This is a genomic window from Georgenia wutianyii, from assembly GCF_006349365.1.
GTDB lineage: Bacteria > Actinomycetota > Actinomycetes > Actinomycetales > Actinomycetaceae > Oceanitalea > Oceanitalea wutianyii.
This window is the reverse complement of the sequence record NZ_CP040899.1, coordinates 2,455,677-2,470,769: the sequence shown is the minus strand read 5'-3', so window position 1 is coordinate 2,470,769 and position 15,093 is coordinate 2,455,677. Positions and strand designations below refer to the sequence as shown.

The following is a 15,093-nucleotide window of genomic DNA, read 5'->3' as shown; positions in this document are numbered from 1 at the left end:
CCTGCCACGGGAGGGGCGTCGCCGCCGAGGCAGACGCCGAACCTCGACCACGCGGCCTGGACCCCGAGCACGGCGGAGGCCCTCAGGAGGACGACGCCCACGGACCCGCAGGGCGAGCACGACGACACCGGCCACCGCCCGCGGACGGCCGCTCCTGTGCGACGGGGCATCGATGACCATCGCCGCTCCTTCCCGACGAAGCGCCCGTCCTCGCGCGGCATCCGGGTGCTCCGCGCACATGGCGACAGTCGCCCAGAAGTCGGCTGTCGCGCAGAAGTCGGCTGTCGCGGGGAGGTAGGGAGGTCGCGGGGAGGTAGGGAGGTCGCGGGGAGGTGGGGAGGTCGTGGGGAGGTGGGGAGGTCGCGGGGAGGTAGGGAGGTCGCGGGGAGGTGGAAGGCAGGGGCGGGGGAGTGTCGGGTGTCGGTGTCGGTGGGGTGGGCGACGGTAGGGTCGCTCACTGACGTCGCCCGTCATGGTCGGACGGGCGCCGGACGAGCGCGCGGAGGTGGCATGACGACGAGCGGTGCTGCCGGCTACCCCTCGGGTGGTGCGATGCGGCGCTGGACGCGGCTCGTCGTGCGCACCCGCGCCGAGAAGAGCGTGGGCGAGCTGCTCGGCGACGTCTACACGATCGTCCTCACCGTCGCCGTGACGGTCGCGATGGTCGGTGCGTTGGCCCGCAACCACGGCCTCACCCGCACCGGCCCGCAGACGGGCACGGACCTCGACACCGGCTGGCTCACGCTCCTCGCGGCCCTCGCCGTGCTCGGCTTCGGCATCGGGCTGCTCGGCCGCACCGGCCCCGTCTCCCTCGGCGCCGCCCAGGCCGGCTGGTGGCTCCCGCTGCCCGGGGAGCGCGGCTCGCTCCTGCGTCCCTCCCTCGTCGGGCCGACGACGGCGGCCGCGGCGGTCGGCGCCATCACCGGGCTCCTCCTCGCCCTGGCGATCGACCCCGCGCTCACCCTGGTCACCGCCCTGGCTGCCGCCCTCGCCGGGCTCCTGCTCGGGGCCGCCCTCGCGCTCGGGCTCGTGCCCGTCGAGGCCGCCGGCCGCCAGCGGGCCGTCTCGGTCGCGGGGGACGGCCTGCTCGCCCTCACCCCCGTCGCCGCCCTCGCCCTCGTCCTCGCGCCGCCGGGGCAGCTCCTCGTCCCGACCGGCTGGTGGCCGGCCGGCGTGGGGGCGGTGCTCCTGGTGCTCGCATGGTGGCGCGCGCTGCGCAGCCTGCCGCACCTGCACGACACCGAGCTGCGGGAGCGGGGAGCGGCGGCTGTCGAGCTGCGCGGCGCGACGCTCGCCACCGACACCCGGGACATCGGCCGGGCGCTGGACATCGCGCCGCGGCGCGCACGGCGGCGTCGCTCGGCGCGGCTGCGGCTCGCGCCCCGCCTCGTCCGCCTCGCCGGACCGGGAGCGGCCCTCGCCACCGCCGACGCGCTCCTCCTGCTCCGCTCCCCGCGTCGGCTGGTGCAGCTCGTCTGCGGCGCCGCGCTCGCCCTCGTCGCCCCGCTGCTGCCCCAGCTGCCCGCCGTGGGGATCGTGCTCGTCGTCGTCAGCGGGGCGTGGATCTCGGCGCTCGCGACCGGCCTGGGCGCCCGCGACGCGCAGGCGGTGCCCGCGATCGACGCGCTCCTGCCCGTGGGGCAGCGCGCCGTCCGCGGCTGGCGCCTCGTCGTGCCCGTCCTCGTCATGCTCCTGTGGTCGCTGCCGGTCTTCGCCGTCCTCGGCCGGCTCTACGACGACGTCGGCGGCTGGCTCGCCCTCGGCCTGCTCGCGGCCCCGGTGTGGGCGGGGGGCATCGTGCGCTCGGCCTACCGCCCGCCGCCGGACTTCTCCGGCCCTCTCATCGTCACCCCGATGGGTGCCTACCCCAAGGGCCTGGCGACCCTCGCGAGCACCGGCCCGGACGTCATCCTCGTCGGTGCCGTCCCGCTCGCCGTCGCGGTCCTCACGGGTAGCGTCACCTCCGTGCTCCTCGGTCTGCAGCTTGCCCTCACCGCGCTCGCGGTCGCGCTGGCGGTGCGCGCCGTGCGTCCGAAGGCGGAGTCGTGAACAACCGCCGGCCTCGCTGGTGGGTCTGGGCGGTGGGGGTCGTCCTCGCCGTCATGGTGGTCGTCGTCGTCCTGCTCGTCGTCGCCGTCGTCACCCTCGGGGTGCCGACCGGCCTGCTCGGGGACGTAGGGTCGGTGCCGTGACGAGGATCGTGGCCGGCACGGCCGGCGGGCGCCGGCTCACCGTCCCCCAGGGCGCCACCCGCCCCACCAGCGAACGTGTCCGGGAGGCGCTGTTCTCCCGGCTCGAGCACCAGGGCGTCGTCGACGGCGCGCGCGTGCTCGACCTGTACGCAGGCTCCGGAGCCCTGGGCCTGGAGGCCGCCAGCCGCGGCGCGGTGGCGGTCACCCTCGTCGACTCGGCGAAGCCGGCGGCAGCGGCCTGCCGCCGCAACGCGGCGACGCTGGGTCTGCGGCAGGTCGAGGTGCATGCGACGACGGTGCGCTCCTACCTCGCGGGAACGCCGACCACCGCCTACGACCTCGTCCTCATCGACCCGCCCTACGACGTCGAGGAGGAGACGCTCGACGAGCTCCTCGGGCTCCTCGTCCCCTGGCTGGCGCCCGGCGCCGTCGTCGTCGTCGAGCGGTCGCGGCGCAGCCCCGAGCCGACGTGGCCCGACGGGCTCGAGGCGAGCGACGACCGTCGCTACGGGGACACGACACTGTGGTTCGCCTCCACCACCTGAGCGGCCCCGCGAACTACCGTGGCCACATGATGGCGTGCGAGGGGCGACGACGGTGAGCCTGGCGGTCTGCCCCGGGTCCTTCGACCCCGTGACGCTCGGGCACCTCGACGTCGTGCGGCGGGCCCGTGGCCTGTTCGACGAGGTCGTCCTCGCCGTCGCGCACAACTCCGCCAAGTCCTACCTGTTCGACCTCGAGCGGCGCGTCGAGCTCGCCCGCGCCGCCGTCGAGGGACTGGACGTGCGCGTCGACGTCGTCGACGGCCTGCTCGTCGACTACTGCCGGCGCGTGGGCGCGACCGCGATCGTCAAGGGCGTCCGCGGCGGCGCGGACTTCGACGCCGAGCAGCCCATGGCGCTGCTCAACCGGCGCCTGTCGGGCATCGAGACGGTGTTCCTCGTCGGTGACGGCGCCCTCGCCCACATCGCCTCCTCGCTCGCCAAGGACGTCGCCCGCCACGGTGGCGACGTCACCGACCTCGTGCCGCCCGCCGTCGCGCAGGCGCTGCGCGAGGCCTTCCCCCACCCAGGAGGACCGCAATGACCGCCCACGGCACCACCCAGCCCGCGACGCAGGAGGACGGCGCCTCGCTGCTCGCCATCCTCGACGAGCTCGTCACGCTCGTCACCGAGGCCCGGCAGATGCCGATGTCGGCCTCGGTGCTCGTCAACCGCGCCGAGGTGATGGACCTCCTCGCCGCGGCGAAGTCGGTCGTGCCGGGGGAGATCCAGGCCGCCGACGACGTCCTCGCCGGTGCCGAGGGCGTCCTCGCCGAGGCCCGGGAGCGTGCGGCTCGCGTCCTGCGCGAGGCCGAGGAGCAGGCGGAGCGGCTGGTGAGCGAGCAGAGCGTCGTCGCGCTCGCCGAGGAGCGCTCGGCCCAGATCATCGCCGCCGCGGAGGAGGAGGCCGCCCGCCTCGCGCGGAACGCCAACGACTACTGCGACCGGCAGCTCGCCCAGTTCGAGATCGACCTCGGCGCCATCACCAAGCAGGTGCGCGCCGGGCGCGACCGCCTCGCCAGCCTCACCGACGCCCCGGCTCGCGACTAGCGGTCCGCCCGCGCCCCCGCCGAAGAGGGGCCCGCCTGAGGTAGCGTGAAGCGGTTGCGGCGCCGTGCCGCATCCGTCTGTCCGTCCTCGCCGACCAGGAGTGCCGTCCATGGATTCCCGATCACCCTTCGTGCTCAGCACCCACGAGCTCGCGCGCAGGCCCGGGACGATGCGCGAGGTCACCCTCGAGATCGACGCCCCGGAGGACTTCGGCACCGCGGTCATGGGCGTCGAGCCCGGGTCCCCGATCGCGCTGGACCTGCGGCTGGAGTCGGTGCTCGACGGCGTGCTCGTCTCGGGCGAGGCCCAGGTGCGCCTGCGCGGGGAGTGCGTGCGCTGCCTGCGTGAGATCACCGACACGCAGACCGTGGAGGTCAGCGAGCTGTTCTTCTACCCCGGCGCGCGCGAGAGGGCGCTGGAGCAGGGCGACGAGGAGGCCGAGGACATGCTCGAGCTCGAGGGCGAGCTGCTCGACCTCGAGCCGGTCGTGCGCGACGCCGTCATCAGCGCCCTGCCCTTCCAGCCGCTGTGCGACGAGAACTGCCGCGGGCTGTGCCCCGGCTGCGGCGAGCGCCTGGACGACCTGCCCCACGACCACGAGCACGTCGACGTCGACCCGCGCTGGGCGGCTCTTGCCGCCCTCGCGTCCGAGGACGACGCCGGCACGAAGGAGCGTCCCGCGGCGGACGGGGAGCGCTGACGGTGGCGAAGAAGGTGGCCGCGGGGGCGGCACGCAACGACGTCGGGACGCTGCTCGAGCGCCTCGGTGTCCACATCGACGGTGAGCTGCTCGTGCTGGCGCTCACCCACCGGTCCTTCGCGCACGAGGCGGGCGGCATCCCGACGAACGAGCGGCTGGAGTTCCTCGGGGACACGGTGCTCGGCCTCGTCGTCACCGAGAACCTCTACCGCAAGAACGCCGACACCGCCGAGGGGGACCTCGCGCGGATGCGGGCGGCGACGGTGAGCCAGCGGGCGCTCGCGTCGGTGGCGCGCGACCTCGGCCTGGGCGACTTCATCCTCCTCGGGCGCGGTGAGCTCGTGACCGGCGGGCGTGAGAAGGACTCGATCCTCTCCGACACCGTCGAGGCCCTCATCGGCGCCGCCTACCTGTGCAACGGCCTGGAGCCGACCCGGGCGATGATCGAGCGCCTCGTGGGCGACCTGCTCCACCAGGCCGCGACGCTGGGCGCGGGCCTGGACTGGAAGACGAGCCTGCAGGAGCTCGTCGCGGCCCGCGGGCTGCCGGCGCCGCTCTACCAGGTGGTCGGCACCGGCCCGGACCACGCCCGCAGCTTCACCGCGACCGTCCTCGTGGGCGAGGCGGACTACGGCACGGGCACCGGCCCGTCGAAGAAGGTGGCCGAGCAGGAGGCCGCGCAGAACGCCTACGCGCGCCTCTCCGCCGAGGACCCGGCCGGCCCCGCCGGCGGCTGAGGCCGCCGTGCCCGAGCTGCCCGAGGTCGAGACCGTCCGCGACGGGCTGGCCCGTCACGTACTGGGCCGGCGCGTCACCGCCGCCACGGTCCACCACCCGCGCGCGGTGCGCCGGCACGAGGGCGGTGCCCCCGACCTGCCCGGCCGCCTCACCGGGCGCACGCTGAGCGCCGCCGTCCGGCGCGGTAAGTACCTGTGGCTGCTCCTGGACGACGAGCCGGCCGACGCGCTGCTCGTCCACCTCGGCATGAGCGGGCAGCTCCTCGTCCGTCGCGACGGCGCAGCGCTCGCCCTGCCCCCGCCCGAGACCCTCACCAACCCCCGCCCCACCCCACCCCCCGCCGACAGCCGACTTCCGCGCGACAGCGGAGTTCCGCACGACAGCCGACTTCCGCACGAGAGCGGAGTTCCGCACGAGAGCGGACTTCCGCACGACAGCCGACTTCCGCGCGAGAGCGGACTTCCGCACGAGAGCGGAGTTCCGCACGAGAGCGGACTTCTGCACGAGAGCGGCGCTCCGTCCGCGGATCCCCGCACCCCCACTGCCGCCCCCGGCGTCCCGCCGGACCCCACCCGCCACCTGCGCGTCGAACTCACCCTCGACGACGGCGCCCAGCTGTGGTTCGTCGACCAGCGCACCTTCGGCCACGTCCTCGTCGCCGACCTCGTCCCGACGACGGACGGCGGGCCCGGCGGCCACGGCTCACCGCTCCCGGCGCTGCCCGAGCCCGCCGCCCACATCGCCCGCGACCCGCTCGACCCGGTGCTCGACGTCGCGGCCCTGGCCCGCCGGCTGCGCGCCCGGCGCACGGAGGTCAAGCGGGCGCTGCTCGACCAGTCGCTCGTCTCCGGGATCGGCAACATCTACGCCGACGAGGCGCTGTGGCGCGCCAGGCTGCACCCCCGCCGGGCCACCGACCGGCTCACCCAGCGCTCCGCCGTCGAGGTCCTCACGGCGGCGGAGGACGTCATGCGTGAGGCGCTCGCGGCGGGAGGGACGTCCTTCGACGCCCTGTACGTCGACGTCGAGGGTGCCAGCGGCTACTTCGCCCGGTCGCTCGACGCCTACGGCCGCGCCGGGCAGCCGTGCCGCCGGTGCGGCGCGCTCATGCGCCGCGAGGCGTTCATGGGCCGGTCCTCGACCTTCTGCCCGAGCTGCCAGCGGGCCCCGCGCGGCTGAGCCGGCGAGCCCGCCTCAGCGCAGGATCCGCCGTGCCAGCGCGCGCCGGGCGGCGGTGAACGGGGGCCGGACCATCCCGAGGGTCTCGGGCCGCAGTGGCTTGCGCACCACCGGCTTGGCGTGACTGAACGTCCTCACCGAGGCCTCACCGTGGTACGCGCCCATCCCGGAGGGTCCCACCCCGCCGAAGGGCAGGGCGGGGACCGCGGCGTGGACCAGCGGCACGTCCAGCCCCACCGCGCCCGACGACGTCTCGCGCACCAGCCGGTCCCGCACGGTGGTGTCCGCGGTGAACGCGTAGAGCGCCAGTGGCTTGTCCCCGGCGCGGACGTGGGCGATCGCGGCGTCGAGGTCGGCGACGGGGACGATCGGCAGGACCGGCCCGAAGATCTCCTCGGCCATGACGGGGGAGTCGGGCGCGACGTCGGTGAGCACGGTCGGGGCGACGTACCGCGACTCGGGGTCCGCCTGCCCGCCGACGACGACGCGCGCCCCCGCCGCCACCGAGTCGTCGACCATCTGCTGGAGGCGGGCGGCGTGGCGGGCGGACACGATGCGCCCGTAGTCCGGGCTGAGGGCCGGGTCGGGGCCGTACATCGCGCGGATCTCGCGCGCGAGGAGCGGCTCGAGTGCGCGGGCGACGTCGGGCGGGGCGAGGAGGTAGTCCGGCGCCACGCACGTCTGCCCGGTGTTGACGAGCTTGCCCCACGCGATGCGCCGCGCCGCGGCGGCGAGGTCGGTCGTGCCGTCGACCCACGCCGGGGACTTGCCGCCGAGCTCGAGGGTCACCGGGGTGAGGTGCTCGGCGGCGGCCGCCATGACGATCCGCCCGACGCGCCCGCTGCCGGTGAACACGATGTGGTCGAAGCGCTCGCGGAGCAGCTCGGTGGTCCGCTCCGGACCACCGGTGACGACCTCCACGCCGTCGAGGTACCGCGGCACGAGCCGTTCGAGGAGCTCGGCGGTGCGGGGGACGAGCTCGGAGGGCTTGAGGACGGCGGTGTTGCCCGCCGCGAGCACCCCGACGAGCGGTCCGAGGAGGAGGAAGACCGGGTAGTTCCAGGGCGCGATGACGAGGACGACCCCGAGCGGCTCGAGCACCAGGGACGCGCCGGCTGGCTGGTACTGCCAGGGCAGGCGGACGCGGCGCGGCTTCAGCCACGAGCTGAGGTGACGGCGCGTGTGCCGGATCTCCTCCAGGAGGACGCCGATCTCCGTCAGGTAGGTCTCGGTGGCGGACTTCCCGAGGTCGGCGGCGAGCGCCTCCTCGATGGCCTCGGTGTTCGCGGTGACGAGGTCGGCGAGGCGGTCGAGCTGCTCGCGGCGCCACGTCAGCGGACGGGTCGTCCCTGCGTCGAACAGGGAGCGCGCACGCTCGACGACGATCGCGGCGGGCTGGGGCTCGGTCACCCTCCCGAGCCTACGTGAGCGCGGCGTGAGCACCGCGACAGGGCCAACAGTCCCGCCTGGGGCCTGTCACGCGCCGGAAAACGCTAAGGTCGGACGCGTGAGCACTGAGCAGAGCAGTTCGAGCCCGCGTGACATCCGGGTGATGATCATCGACGACCACGAGGTGGTGCGTCGCGGCATCGCCGAGATCGTCGACCGCGCGGACGGGCTCACCGTCGTCGCCGAGGGCGGCTCGGTCGCCGAGACGCTGCGCCGCGCGCCGCTCGTGCGCCCCGACATCCTGCTCGTGGACCTCCAGCTGCCCGACGGCACGGGCATCGACATCATCTCCGCGATCAAGGACTCGGTGCCCGAGGCCCGATCCATCGTCCTCACCTCCTTCGACGACGACGACGCGCTGGCCGAGGCCCTGGAGGCCGGGGCGCGCGCCTACCTGCTCAAGACGGTGCGCGGCGCGGAGATCGCCGACGTCATCAAGGCGGTCGCCGCGGGCCGCACCCTGCTCGACGAGCGCACCGTCACCCGGCGTCGCGCCGACCACGACGACCCGACGGCGGACCTCACGCCCTCGGAGCGCCGCGTCCTCGACCTCATCGGTGACGGCCTGTCGAACCGGGAGATCGGCGAGAAGCTCGGCGTCGCGGAGAAGACGGTGAAGAACCACATCACCGCCCTGCTGGCGAAGATGGGCCTGCAGCGCCGCACGCAGGTCGCGGCCTGGGTCGCCGGCCAGCGCGCCAAGGGCTGGCGCGCCTGACGCAGCATCCCTGACCCAGGGATCCCACCCCTCATCCGCCGAGAGCTGGATCGTGCACCGTGCACGATCCAGCTCTCGGCGCAGGTGTTCGGGGGCGGGTCAGGTGAGGGGGACCTGCCAGCTGAGCAGGGTGCCCTCGCCGGACTCCGCGCGCGCGAGGGAGAACGTCCCACCGTGCCGCCGGGCGCGCACCGCGAGGTTGTCCAGGCCCGAGCGCCGCGTGGAGCTGCGGTCCACGCCCACGCCGTCGTCCTCGACCTCCACCGACACCCGCCCGGTGACCCCGGCCCCACGCACGGTGACGCGCACCTGGACGGAGGAGGAGCGGGCGTGACGGGCGGCGTTGGCCAGGCCCTCGCGCACGACGGCGACGACGTCGTCGGCGATGTCGTCGTCCACGCGCGAGTCGAGGAGCTCGGCCGGGGTGGCGCCGGGGGAGAGGTCCTCGTCGCCGTCGCGCACGACGCGCCCGTCGACGGCGATGACGAGCGAGGGCGCGAAGCTCAGGCCGGTGCGGGCGAGGGAGGTCTCCCGCCGCAGCCGCTCGACCAGCCCGACCGCCTCGTCCGGCTCCTTGAGGGAGTGGACGATCGACCGGATCTGACGCACGCTCTCGTCCACGCTGGTGAGCGCGGACTCGACCGTGGGGGCGATCCACGCGGTCTCCTCGTGCGCCGCCGCCTCCTGGCGGGCGGACTCGAGCTGCATGCCGGTGGCGAAGAGCTGCTGGATGGCGAGGTCGTGGAGGTCGCGGGAGATCCGCTGGCGCTCCTCGAGGAGCGCGGAGACGTCCTGCGCGTGCCGGGCGGCGGCGAGCTCGAGGGCGACGGCGGCCTGCGCGGCCACCGCCTCGGCGACCTCGAGGTCGGCGTTGGTGAACTCCTGGCCGCCCTGCAGCCGCAGGAGGATGAGCACGCCGCGGCCGGTGCCCTGGGCCATCATCGGGGCGTACAGCGCCGGGCCGTAACGGCCCAGGGCGGGCACCCGCAGGGAGCGGGCGCGGGACATCGAGTCGACGATCATGCCGACGCCGTTGGCGATGACGGTGCGGGCGCGGCCCTCCTGCGGGAAGACCTGGCCGATGAGGTCGGAGGCGCCGACGCCGTCGGCGATCTCGCACATCCACGTGTCGCCGATCGAGGGCAGGACGATGAGGGTGGCGTCGGCGCGGGCGACCTCACGCACCTTCTGGGCGATGAGCTCGAGCGCCTCCTCCTCCTCGGTGCCGGACAGGAGCTGGGTGGTGATCTCCTGGCTGACGGCGACCCACCGCTCGCGGTCGAGGGCGTCGGCGTAGCGCTGGGCGTTGACGACGGCGACGGCGGCGGCGGAGGCGAGCTGCTTCATCGCGTGGATGTCGTCCTCGGTGAAGCCGCCCTCCTTGTCCGCGAGGTAGAGCCGGCCGAAGACCTGCTCGCGGATCTTCACCGGCACGCCGAGGAAGTTCTGCATGAGCGGGTGACCCTCCGGCCACCCGCCGAACGCGGGGTGGTCGGCGATCGACTCGATGAGCAGGTGCCCCTCGTTCGGGATGTGGGCGAGGACGCCGCGGCCGCGAGGCGGGTGGCCGAGTATCTCGGCCGTCTGGTCGTCCATGCCGTGGAAGACGAAGTTCGCCGTCTCGCCGCGGCTGTCGAGCACGGCGAGGGCAGCGAACCGGGCCCCGGTGAGGCTCGCGGCGCTGTCGACGAACCCGCGCATGACGGTGTCGGTGTCGAGGCTCGCGGTGAGGCCGATGGCGGCCCCGAGCAGCCGGTAGCGCGACTCGCGGTCGGGCATGGACGGTCCTCTCTCGTGCGTGCGCCCCTCAGCGCAGCTCCTGCTCCACGGCCCAGCGGTAGGAGGGCACGGTCTCGAGCAGGTGTGCGTGGGAGCCTCGTGCGATCACGGTAGCCCGTTCGCCACCCGGGCCGAGCACGACGACCTCGTCCGCGGCGGCCAGGGGCGTGAGGCGGTGGGTGACGAGCAGGACGCCTCGCCCGGAGTCGCGTGCGGAGAGCAGGTCGCCGACCAGCCGGTCCGCGGTGGCCGGGTCGAGGTGCTCGCCCGGCTCGTCGAGGAGGAGCAGCGGGGCGTGGCTGGCCAGCGCGCGGGCGAGCAGGAGACGGCGACGCTCGCCGCCGGAGATCGACGTCGCCTCGGGGTCGAGCATGGTGCCCACGCCGTCGGGCAGGCCGGCGAGCCAGCCGTCGAGGCCGGCGCGGTGGAGGAGTTCGCGTGCCTCCTCCTCGTCGACGTCGCCGCGGGCCACGCGCAGGTTCTCCAGCACGGTCGTGGCGAAGACGTGCGCGTCCTCGGCGGTGAGGACGACGGCGTCGCTCACGGTGGCCCGGTCGAGGTCACCGACGGGCGTGTCCCCGAGCAGCACCCGACCGCCGAGCGGGGGGATGAGCCCCGCGAGCGTGAGCAGGAGGGTCGTCTTGCCGATGCCGCTGGGGCCGACGACGGCGATGCTGCGGCCGGGCCGCAGGTCCAGGTCGAGACCGCTCGCGACGATCCCGGCACGCGGCCACCCGACGGCGAGGTCCTCGGCGTGCAGCACCGGCTCGAGGTGCGTCGCGTGGGCGCCGGGCCGCTCGGCGGTGTCGTGCGGCCCCTCGGACGCGGCCTCCTCGTGCGCGGCGCCGACCCGGGCCGCGGCGAGGACGGGCTCCGGGCGGGCGGAGGAGGGCGCCTGGGCCCGGTCGAGCAGCTCGGTGACCCGCATCGCCGCGCCGGCCGAGCGGACGAGCTGGATCGCGGCGGGGCCCAGCATCGCCGTGCCCTCGAACGCGGCGAGCGGCGTGAGGACGACGACGGCGAGCTCGACCGGCTCCATCGTGCCGGCGACCGTGGCCCGGATGCCGATGACGAGCGCGGCGAGGACGGCGATGCCGGTGGCGAGGTGGTCGATGCCCGCGGCCAGCGCGGCGGGCCGGGCGGCGGCGTCCTTGGCCCGGGCCAGGCGTCGCTCGGTGGCGGCGAGGGCGGCGCGGGCGCGGGGGAGACGGCCGGAGACGGTGAGCTCGGCCGCGCCCTCGAGCATCGTCATCGCACCGGAGGACAGGTCGCTGCGCGCCTCGGCCTGGGCGAGCTCGTCGAGCCGCGCCGCGCGCATGCTCAGCAGCGGGCCGACGAGCCCGGCGATCAGCAGACAGGCCGCGAGGACGGCACCGATCGCCGGGTTGAGCCACGCGACGAGGGTGACGGTCCCGACGCCGACGGCGGCGGCGACCGCGGCGGGCAGCAGGCCGCGGACGACGATGTCGCCCACGGAGTCGACGTCCGCGCCGGTGCGGGTGAGCATCTCACCGCGCTGGAGGCCGGAGACGACGTCGGTGGGGGCGTCGGCGAGGGTGGTGTAGACCCGCTCGCGCAGGGTGGCCATGCCGCGCAGGGCGACGTCGTGGGAGACGAGTCGCTCGACGTAGCGCATGAGGCCACGGGAGATGCCGAAGGTCCGCACGGCGACGGACGCGACGCCGAGCTCCAGCACCGGCGGCATCTGCGAGGCGCGGGCGATGAGCCAGGCGGAGGTCGCCGACAGGGCGACCGCGCTGCCCAGGCCGGCCGTCCCGGCGAGGACGGCGAGGACGAACCGCCACCGGTTGAGGTCGAGCAGGTCGACCGCCCGGCGCAGCGCGCGCCGCTCGGCGGGGGTGAGGGCGACGACGGAGCTCATGCGCGCCCACCAACCCGGGCGTCGGCGTCGGTGTGGGGCTCGGCCGGGGCGTTGTGGACCTCGACGACGTCGTCGGCGAGGTCGATGAGCCGCGGCCGGTGCGCGATGACGAGGACGGCGCGACCCTCCGCTCGCAGGGTCGCGACGACGTCGAGCACGCGCTGCTCGGCCGCGGCGTCCAGGTGCGCCGAGGGCTCGTCGAGGACGACGAGCGGGGCCGGGTCGAGGAGGGCGCGGGTGAGGGCGAGGCGCTGGCGCTGGCCGAGGGACAGGCCGGCGCCGCCCTGGCCGATGGGGGTGTCCCAGCCGAGCGGGAGACCCGCGAGGACCTCGGCCAGCCCGGTGGCGCGGGCGGCTGCCTCCTCGCGCTCGCCGACCTCGCCGTCGGGCCCGAGCACCGCCTCGGCGACCGTCCCCGGCGTGAGCACGGGACGCTGGGGGACCCAGGTGACCTGGGCGTGCCAGGAGGCCGGGTCGACGGTGGCGAGGTCGACGGCGTCGGCGTCGGCGTCGGTGTTCGCGCGGAACTCCGCTGTCGCGCGGAAGTCGGCTGTCGCGCGGAAGTCGGCTGTCGTGCGGAAGTCGGCTGTCGCGGGGGAGGGGGTGGCGGGGAGGAGGAGGACGCGGCCGCGGTCGGGGCGCAGCAGGCCCAGTGCGAGCATCGCCGTCGTCGTCTTCCCGCCGCCCGAGGGGCCGACGAGCGCGGTGACGCGGCCGGGCAGGACGCGCGCGCTGAGGCCGGCGGGCGCGAGGAGGTCACGGCCGGGGGCCGCGACCGAGACGTCGTCCAGGACGAGCCCGCCGAAGGCCGGGGCGGGCACCGAGCCGTGGGCGGGCAGCGGGCGCTCGAGCACGGCGAAGGCCTGCTCCGCGGCCGCGATGCCGTCGGAGGAGTTGTGGAACTGGGTGCCGACCTCGCGGATCGGGCGGTAGGCCTCCGGGGCGAGCATGAGCACCGCGAGACCGGTCGTGAGGTCGACGTGCCCGTAGACGAGGCGCATGCCGATCGTCACCGCGACGAGGGCGACGGCGATCGAGGCGAGGAACTCGAGCACCGCTCCGGAGAGGAACGCGACCCGCAGCGTGCTCATCGTCGTGCGGTTGTACGCCTCGCCCAGCGCGCGCACGCGCAGTCCGGGGCCGCGCTCGCGGCCGAGTGCCTTGAGCGTGGTCAGCCCGGCGAGCAGGTCGAGCAGCTGGGCGCCGAGGCGTTGCATGGCGGCGAGCTTGTCCGCCGCGAAGCTCTGCGTGAGGCGCCCGATGAGCCACATGAACACCGGGATGAGCGGGATGGTGAACGCGACGATCGCCGCGGACCCGACGTCGAGGCCGGCGATGACGACGAGCGTGGCGGGCGTGAGTGTCGCGGCCAGCAGCAGCTGGGGCAGGTAGCGCACGAAGTACGGCTCGAGGTCGTCCAGGCCGCGGGTGACGAGGGTGACGAGCTCGGTCGGCTCGTTCATCGCGCGCGGGCCGAGCGCGACGGCGTGGTCGAGCACCTGGGCCCGCAGCTCGGCGACGACGTCGACCGCCGCCCGGTGGGCGAGGGACTCCTGGAGCACCGTGACGAGCACCCGGACCACCGCGAGCACGGCGAACCACCCGACGAGAGGGACCGCGTGCGCCCACCCGGCGTCGCCGTCGATCACCGGCGCGATCGCGTTGGCGATGAGGAGCGCCTGGGTGATGACGAGCCCCGCCGAGACGATGCCGAAGACGGTCGTCAGGGCGATGTACCGGCGAGCCGAGCGCGCGTGGCGGAGCAGCCGGGGGTCGAGGGGCTTCATCAGCCCGACGCGCTGCCCGTCGCCTCGAAGCTGCGCTCCTCCTTGGGGTGCAGCCCCTCGTCCCCGACGATGTCACCGGCCCACACCCGCTTGCGGAAGACCCAGTAGGTCCACGCCTGGTAGGCCAGGACGATCGGCACGAAGATCAGGGCGACGACGCTCATCACGGTGAGGGTCGCCTGGGTCGCGGCGGCGTCGGCGATGGTGAGCGAGGCCGCCGGGTCCAGGGAGGACCGCATGACGTTGGGGAACATCGCGCAGAAGATGAACGCGACGGCGCCGACGATGGCGAGCATGTGGAGGGCGAAGGCCCAGCCCTCACGCTCGAGCCTGGTCGCGACGACGACGCCGATGAGGCTCGCGGCGGCGACGACGGCCGGGATGAGGGAGAAGGAGTTCTCCGAGTAGGAGAACTGCGCCCACAGCACCCACACGAGCGAGACGACCGCGGACGGCGCCGCGAGGCGGTAGGCCAGGGTGACGGCGCGCTCGTGGATCGGGCCCGCGGTCTTGAGCGCGGTGAAGATCGCACCGTGGGTGAGGAAGAGCCCGAGCGTCACCAGGCCGCCGAGCAGGGTGAACGGCGTGAGGAGGGACAGCAGCCCACCGGTGAGCTGGTGGCTGCCGTCGACGACCTCGATCTCCATGCCCTGGACGAGGTTGGCGAAGGCCACGCCCCAGAGGATCGAGGGGATCCACGAGCTGAAGGTCAGGCCCCAGTCCCAGCGGTCGCGCCACGTCGGGTCGTTGATCTTGGCCCGCCACTCCAGGGCACAGATCCGCACGATGAGGGCGATGAGGATGATGAACAGCGGCAGGTACATGCCGGAGAACATGGTCGCGTACCACTCGGGGAAGGCGGCGAACGTCGCGCCGCCCGCGGTGAGCAGCCACACCTCGTTGCCGTCCCACACCGGGCCGATGGTGCGGAGCATGACGCGCCGCTCACGCTCGTCCCGGGCGAAGGGGCGCAGGAGCATGCCGACACCGAAGTCGAAGCCCTCGAGAGCGAGGTACCCCGTCCACAGGACGGCGATGAGCAGGAACCACAGCAGGGGGAGGTCCACGGTCTTACTC

General features: G+C 74.8%; 14 protein-coding genes. 9 read left to right on the top strand and 5 right to left on the bottom strand.

Annotated features, from left to right (window positions below; genetic code table 11):
- Nucleotides 1-510 precede the first annotated feature (510 nt).
- From FE251_RS10920 to FE251_RS10890, 8 genes are all read left to right on the top strand, one after another.
- A complete protein-coding gene (locus FE251_RS10920) occupies nucleotides 511-2,049 on the top strand; it encodes a DUF6297 family protein (protein ID WP_139948766.1) in 1,539 nt (512 codons plus the stop codon).
- Nucleotides 2,046-2,192: a hypothetical protein gene (locus FE251_RS15545; protein ID WP_168202710.1), complete on the top strand. Its 147-nt coding sequence runs from the start codon at nucleotides 2,046-2,048 to the stop codon at nucleotides 2,190-2,192. The genes FE251_RS10920 and FE251_RS15545 overlap by 4 nt, the downstream gene beginning before the upstream one ends.
- Nucleotides 2,189-2,737: a 16S rRNA (guanine(966)-N(2))-methyltransferase RsmD gene (gene rsmD / locus FE251_RS10915; protein ID WP_139072557.1), complete on the top strand. Its 549-nt coding sequence runs from the start codon at nucleotides 2,189-2,191 to the stop codon at nucleotides 2,735-2,737. The genes FE251_RS15545 and rsmD overlap by 4 nt, the downstream gene beginning before the upstream one ends.
- Before the next feature lie 52 nt (nucleotides 2,738-2,789).
- Nucleotides 2,790-3,278, top strand: a complete 489-nt coding sequence (coaD, locus tag FE251_RS10910) for a pantetheine-phosphate adenylyltransferase (protein ID WP_139072558.1) — start codon at nucleotides 2,790-2,792, stop codon at nucleotides 3,276-3,278.
- A complete protein-coding gene (locus FE251_RS10905) occupies nucleotides 3,275-3,784 on the top strand; it encodes a hypothetical protein (protein WP_139948765.1) in 510 nt (169 codons plus the stop codon). Before coaD ends, FE251_RS10905 begins: the two co-directional genes overlap by 4 nt.
- 109 nt (nucleotides 3,785-3,893) lie before the next feature.
- Nucleotides 3,894-4,484 carry a YceD family protein gene (locus FE251_RS10900; RefSeq protein ID WP_139072560.1) on the top strand — a complete coding sequence of 197 codons (591 nt, stop codon included), beginning with the start codon at nucleotides 3,894-3,896 and terminating at the stop codon, nucleotides 4,482-4,484.
- 2 nt (nucleotides 4,485-4,486) lie between these two features.
- The gene (gene rnc, locus FE251_RS10895) at nucleotides 4,487-5,221 is read left to right on the top strand and encodes a ribonuclease III (protein ID WP_139948764.1); all 735 of its coding nucleotides are present in this window, start codon (nucleotides 4,487-4,489) and stop codon (nucleotides 5,219-5,221) included.
- Between the two features lie 7 nt (nucleotides 5,222-5,228).
- The gene (locus tag FE251_RS10890) at nucleotides 5,229-6,401 is read left to right on the top strand and encodes an Fpg/Nei family DNA glycosylase (protein ID WP_139948763.1); all 1,173 of its coding nucleotides are present in this window, start codon (nucleotides 5,229-5,231) and stop codon (nucleotides 6,399-6,401) included.
- A 15-nt stretch (nucleotides 6,402-6,416) separates the two neighbouring features.
- Here FE251_RS10890 and FE251_RS10885 read toward each other — a convergent pair whose 3' ends face one another.
- The gene (locus FE251_RS10885) at nucleotides 6,417-7,811 is read right to left on the bottom strand and encodes an aldehyde dehydrogenase family protein (protein ID WP_179954754.1); all 1,395 of its coding nucleotides are present in this window, start codon (nucleotides 7,809-7,811) and stop codon (nucleotides 6,417-6,419) included.
- Nucleotides 7,812-7,953: 142 nt separating this feature from the next.
- On the opposite strand from FE251_RS10885, the gene FE251_RS10880 reads away from it, so the two are divergent.
- Entirely contained in the window at nucleotides 7,954-8,568 is a 615-nt protein-coding gene (locus tag FE251_RS10880; RefSeq protein WP_139072567.1) for a response regulator, read from the top strand.
- A 99-nt stretch (nucleotides 8,569-8,667) separates the two neighbouring features.
- Here the strand turns inward: FE251_RS10880 and FE251_RS10875 are convergent, their stop codons facing one another.
- The 4 genes from FE251_RS10875 to cydB are packed head-to-tail and all read right to left on the bottom strand — an operon-like array spanning nucleotide 8,668 to nucleotide 15,083.
- Nucleotides 8,668-10,347, bottom strand: coding sequence for a GAF domain-containing sensor histidine kinase (locus FE251_RS10875; RefSeq protein WP_139948762.1), 1,680 nt, complete (start codon nucleotides 10,345-10,347; stop codon nucleotides 8,668-8,670).
- A 28-nt stretch (nucleotides 10,348-10,375) separates the two neighbouring features.
- The gene (gene cydC / locus FE251_RS10870) at nucleotides 10,376-12,229 is read right to left on the bottom strand and encodes a thiol reductant ABC exporter subunit CydC (RefSeq protein ID WP_139948761.1); all 1,854 of its coding nucleotides are present in this window, start codon (nucleotides 12,227-12,229) and stop codon (nucleotides 10,376-10,378) included.
- On the bottom strand, nucleotides 12,226-14,016 hold the full coding sequence (gene cydD, locus FE251_RS10865; RefSeq protein WP_139948760.1) for a thiol reductant ABC exporter subunit CydD: 1,791 nt from the start codon (nucleotides 14,014-14,016) through the stop codon (nucleotides 12,226-12,228). Before cydD ends, cydC begins: the two co-directional genes overlap by 4 nt.
- Entirely contained in the window at nucleotides 14,016-15,083 is a 1,068-nt protein-coding gene (cydB, locus tag FE251_RS10860) for a cytochrome d ubiquinol oxidase subunit II (RefSeq protein WP_139948759.1), read from the bottom strand. Before cydB ends, cydD begins: the two co-directional genes overlap by 1 nt.
- Nucleotides 15,084-15,093 lie beyond the last annotated feature (10 nt).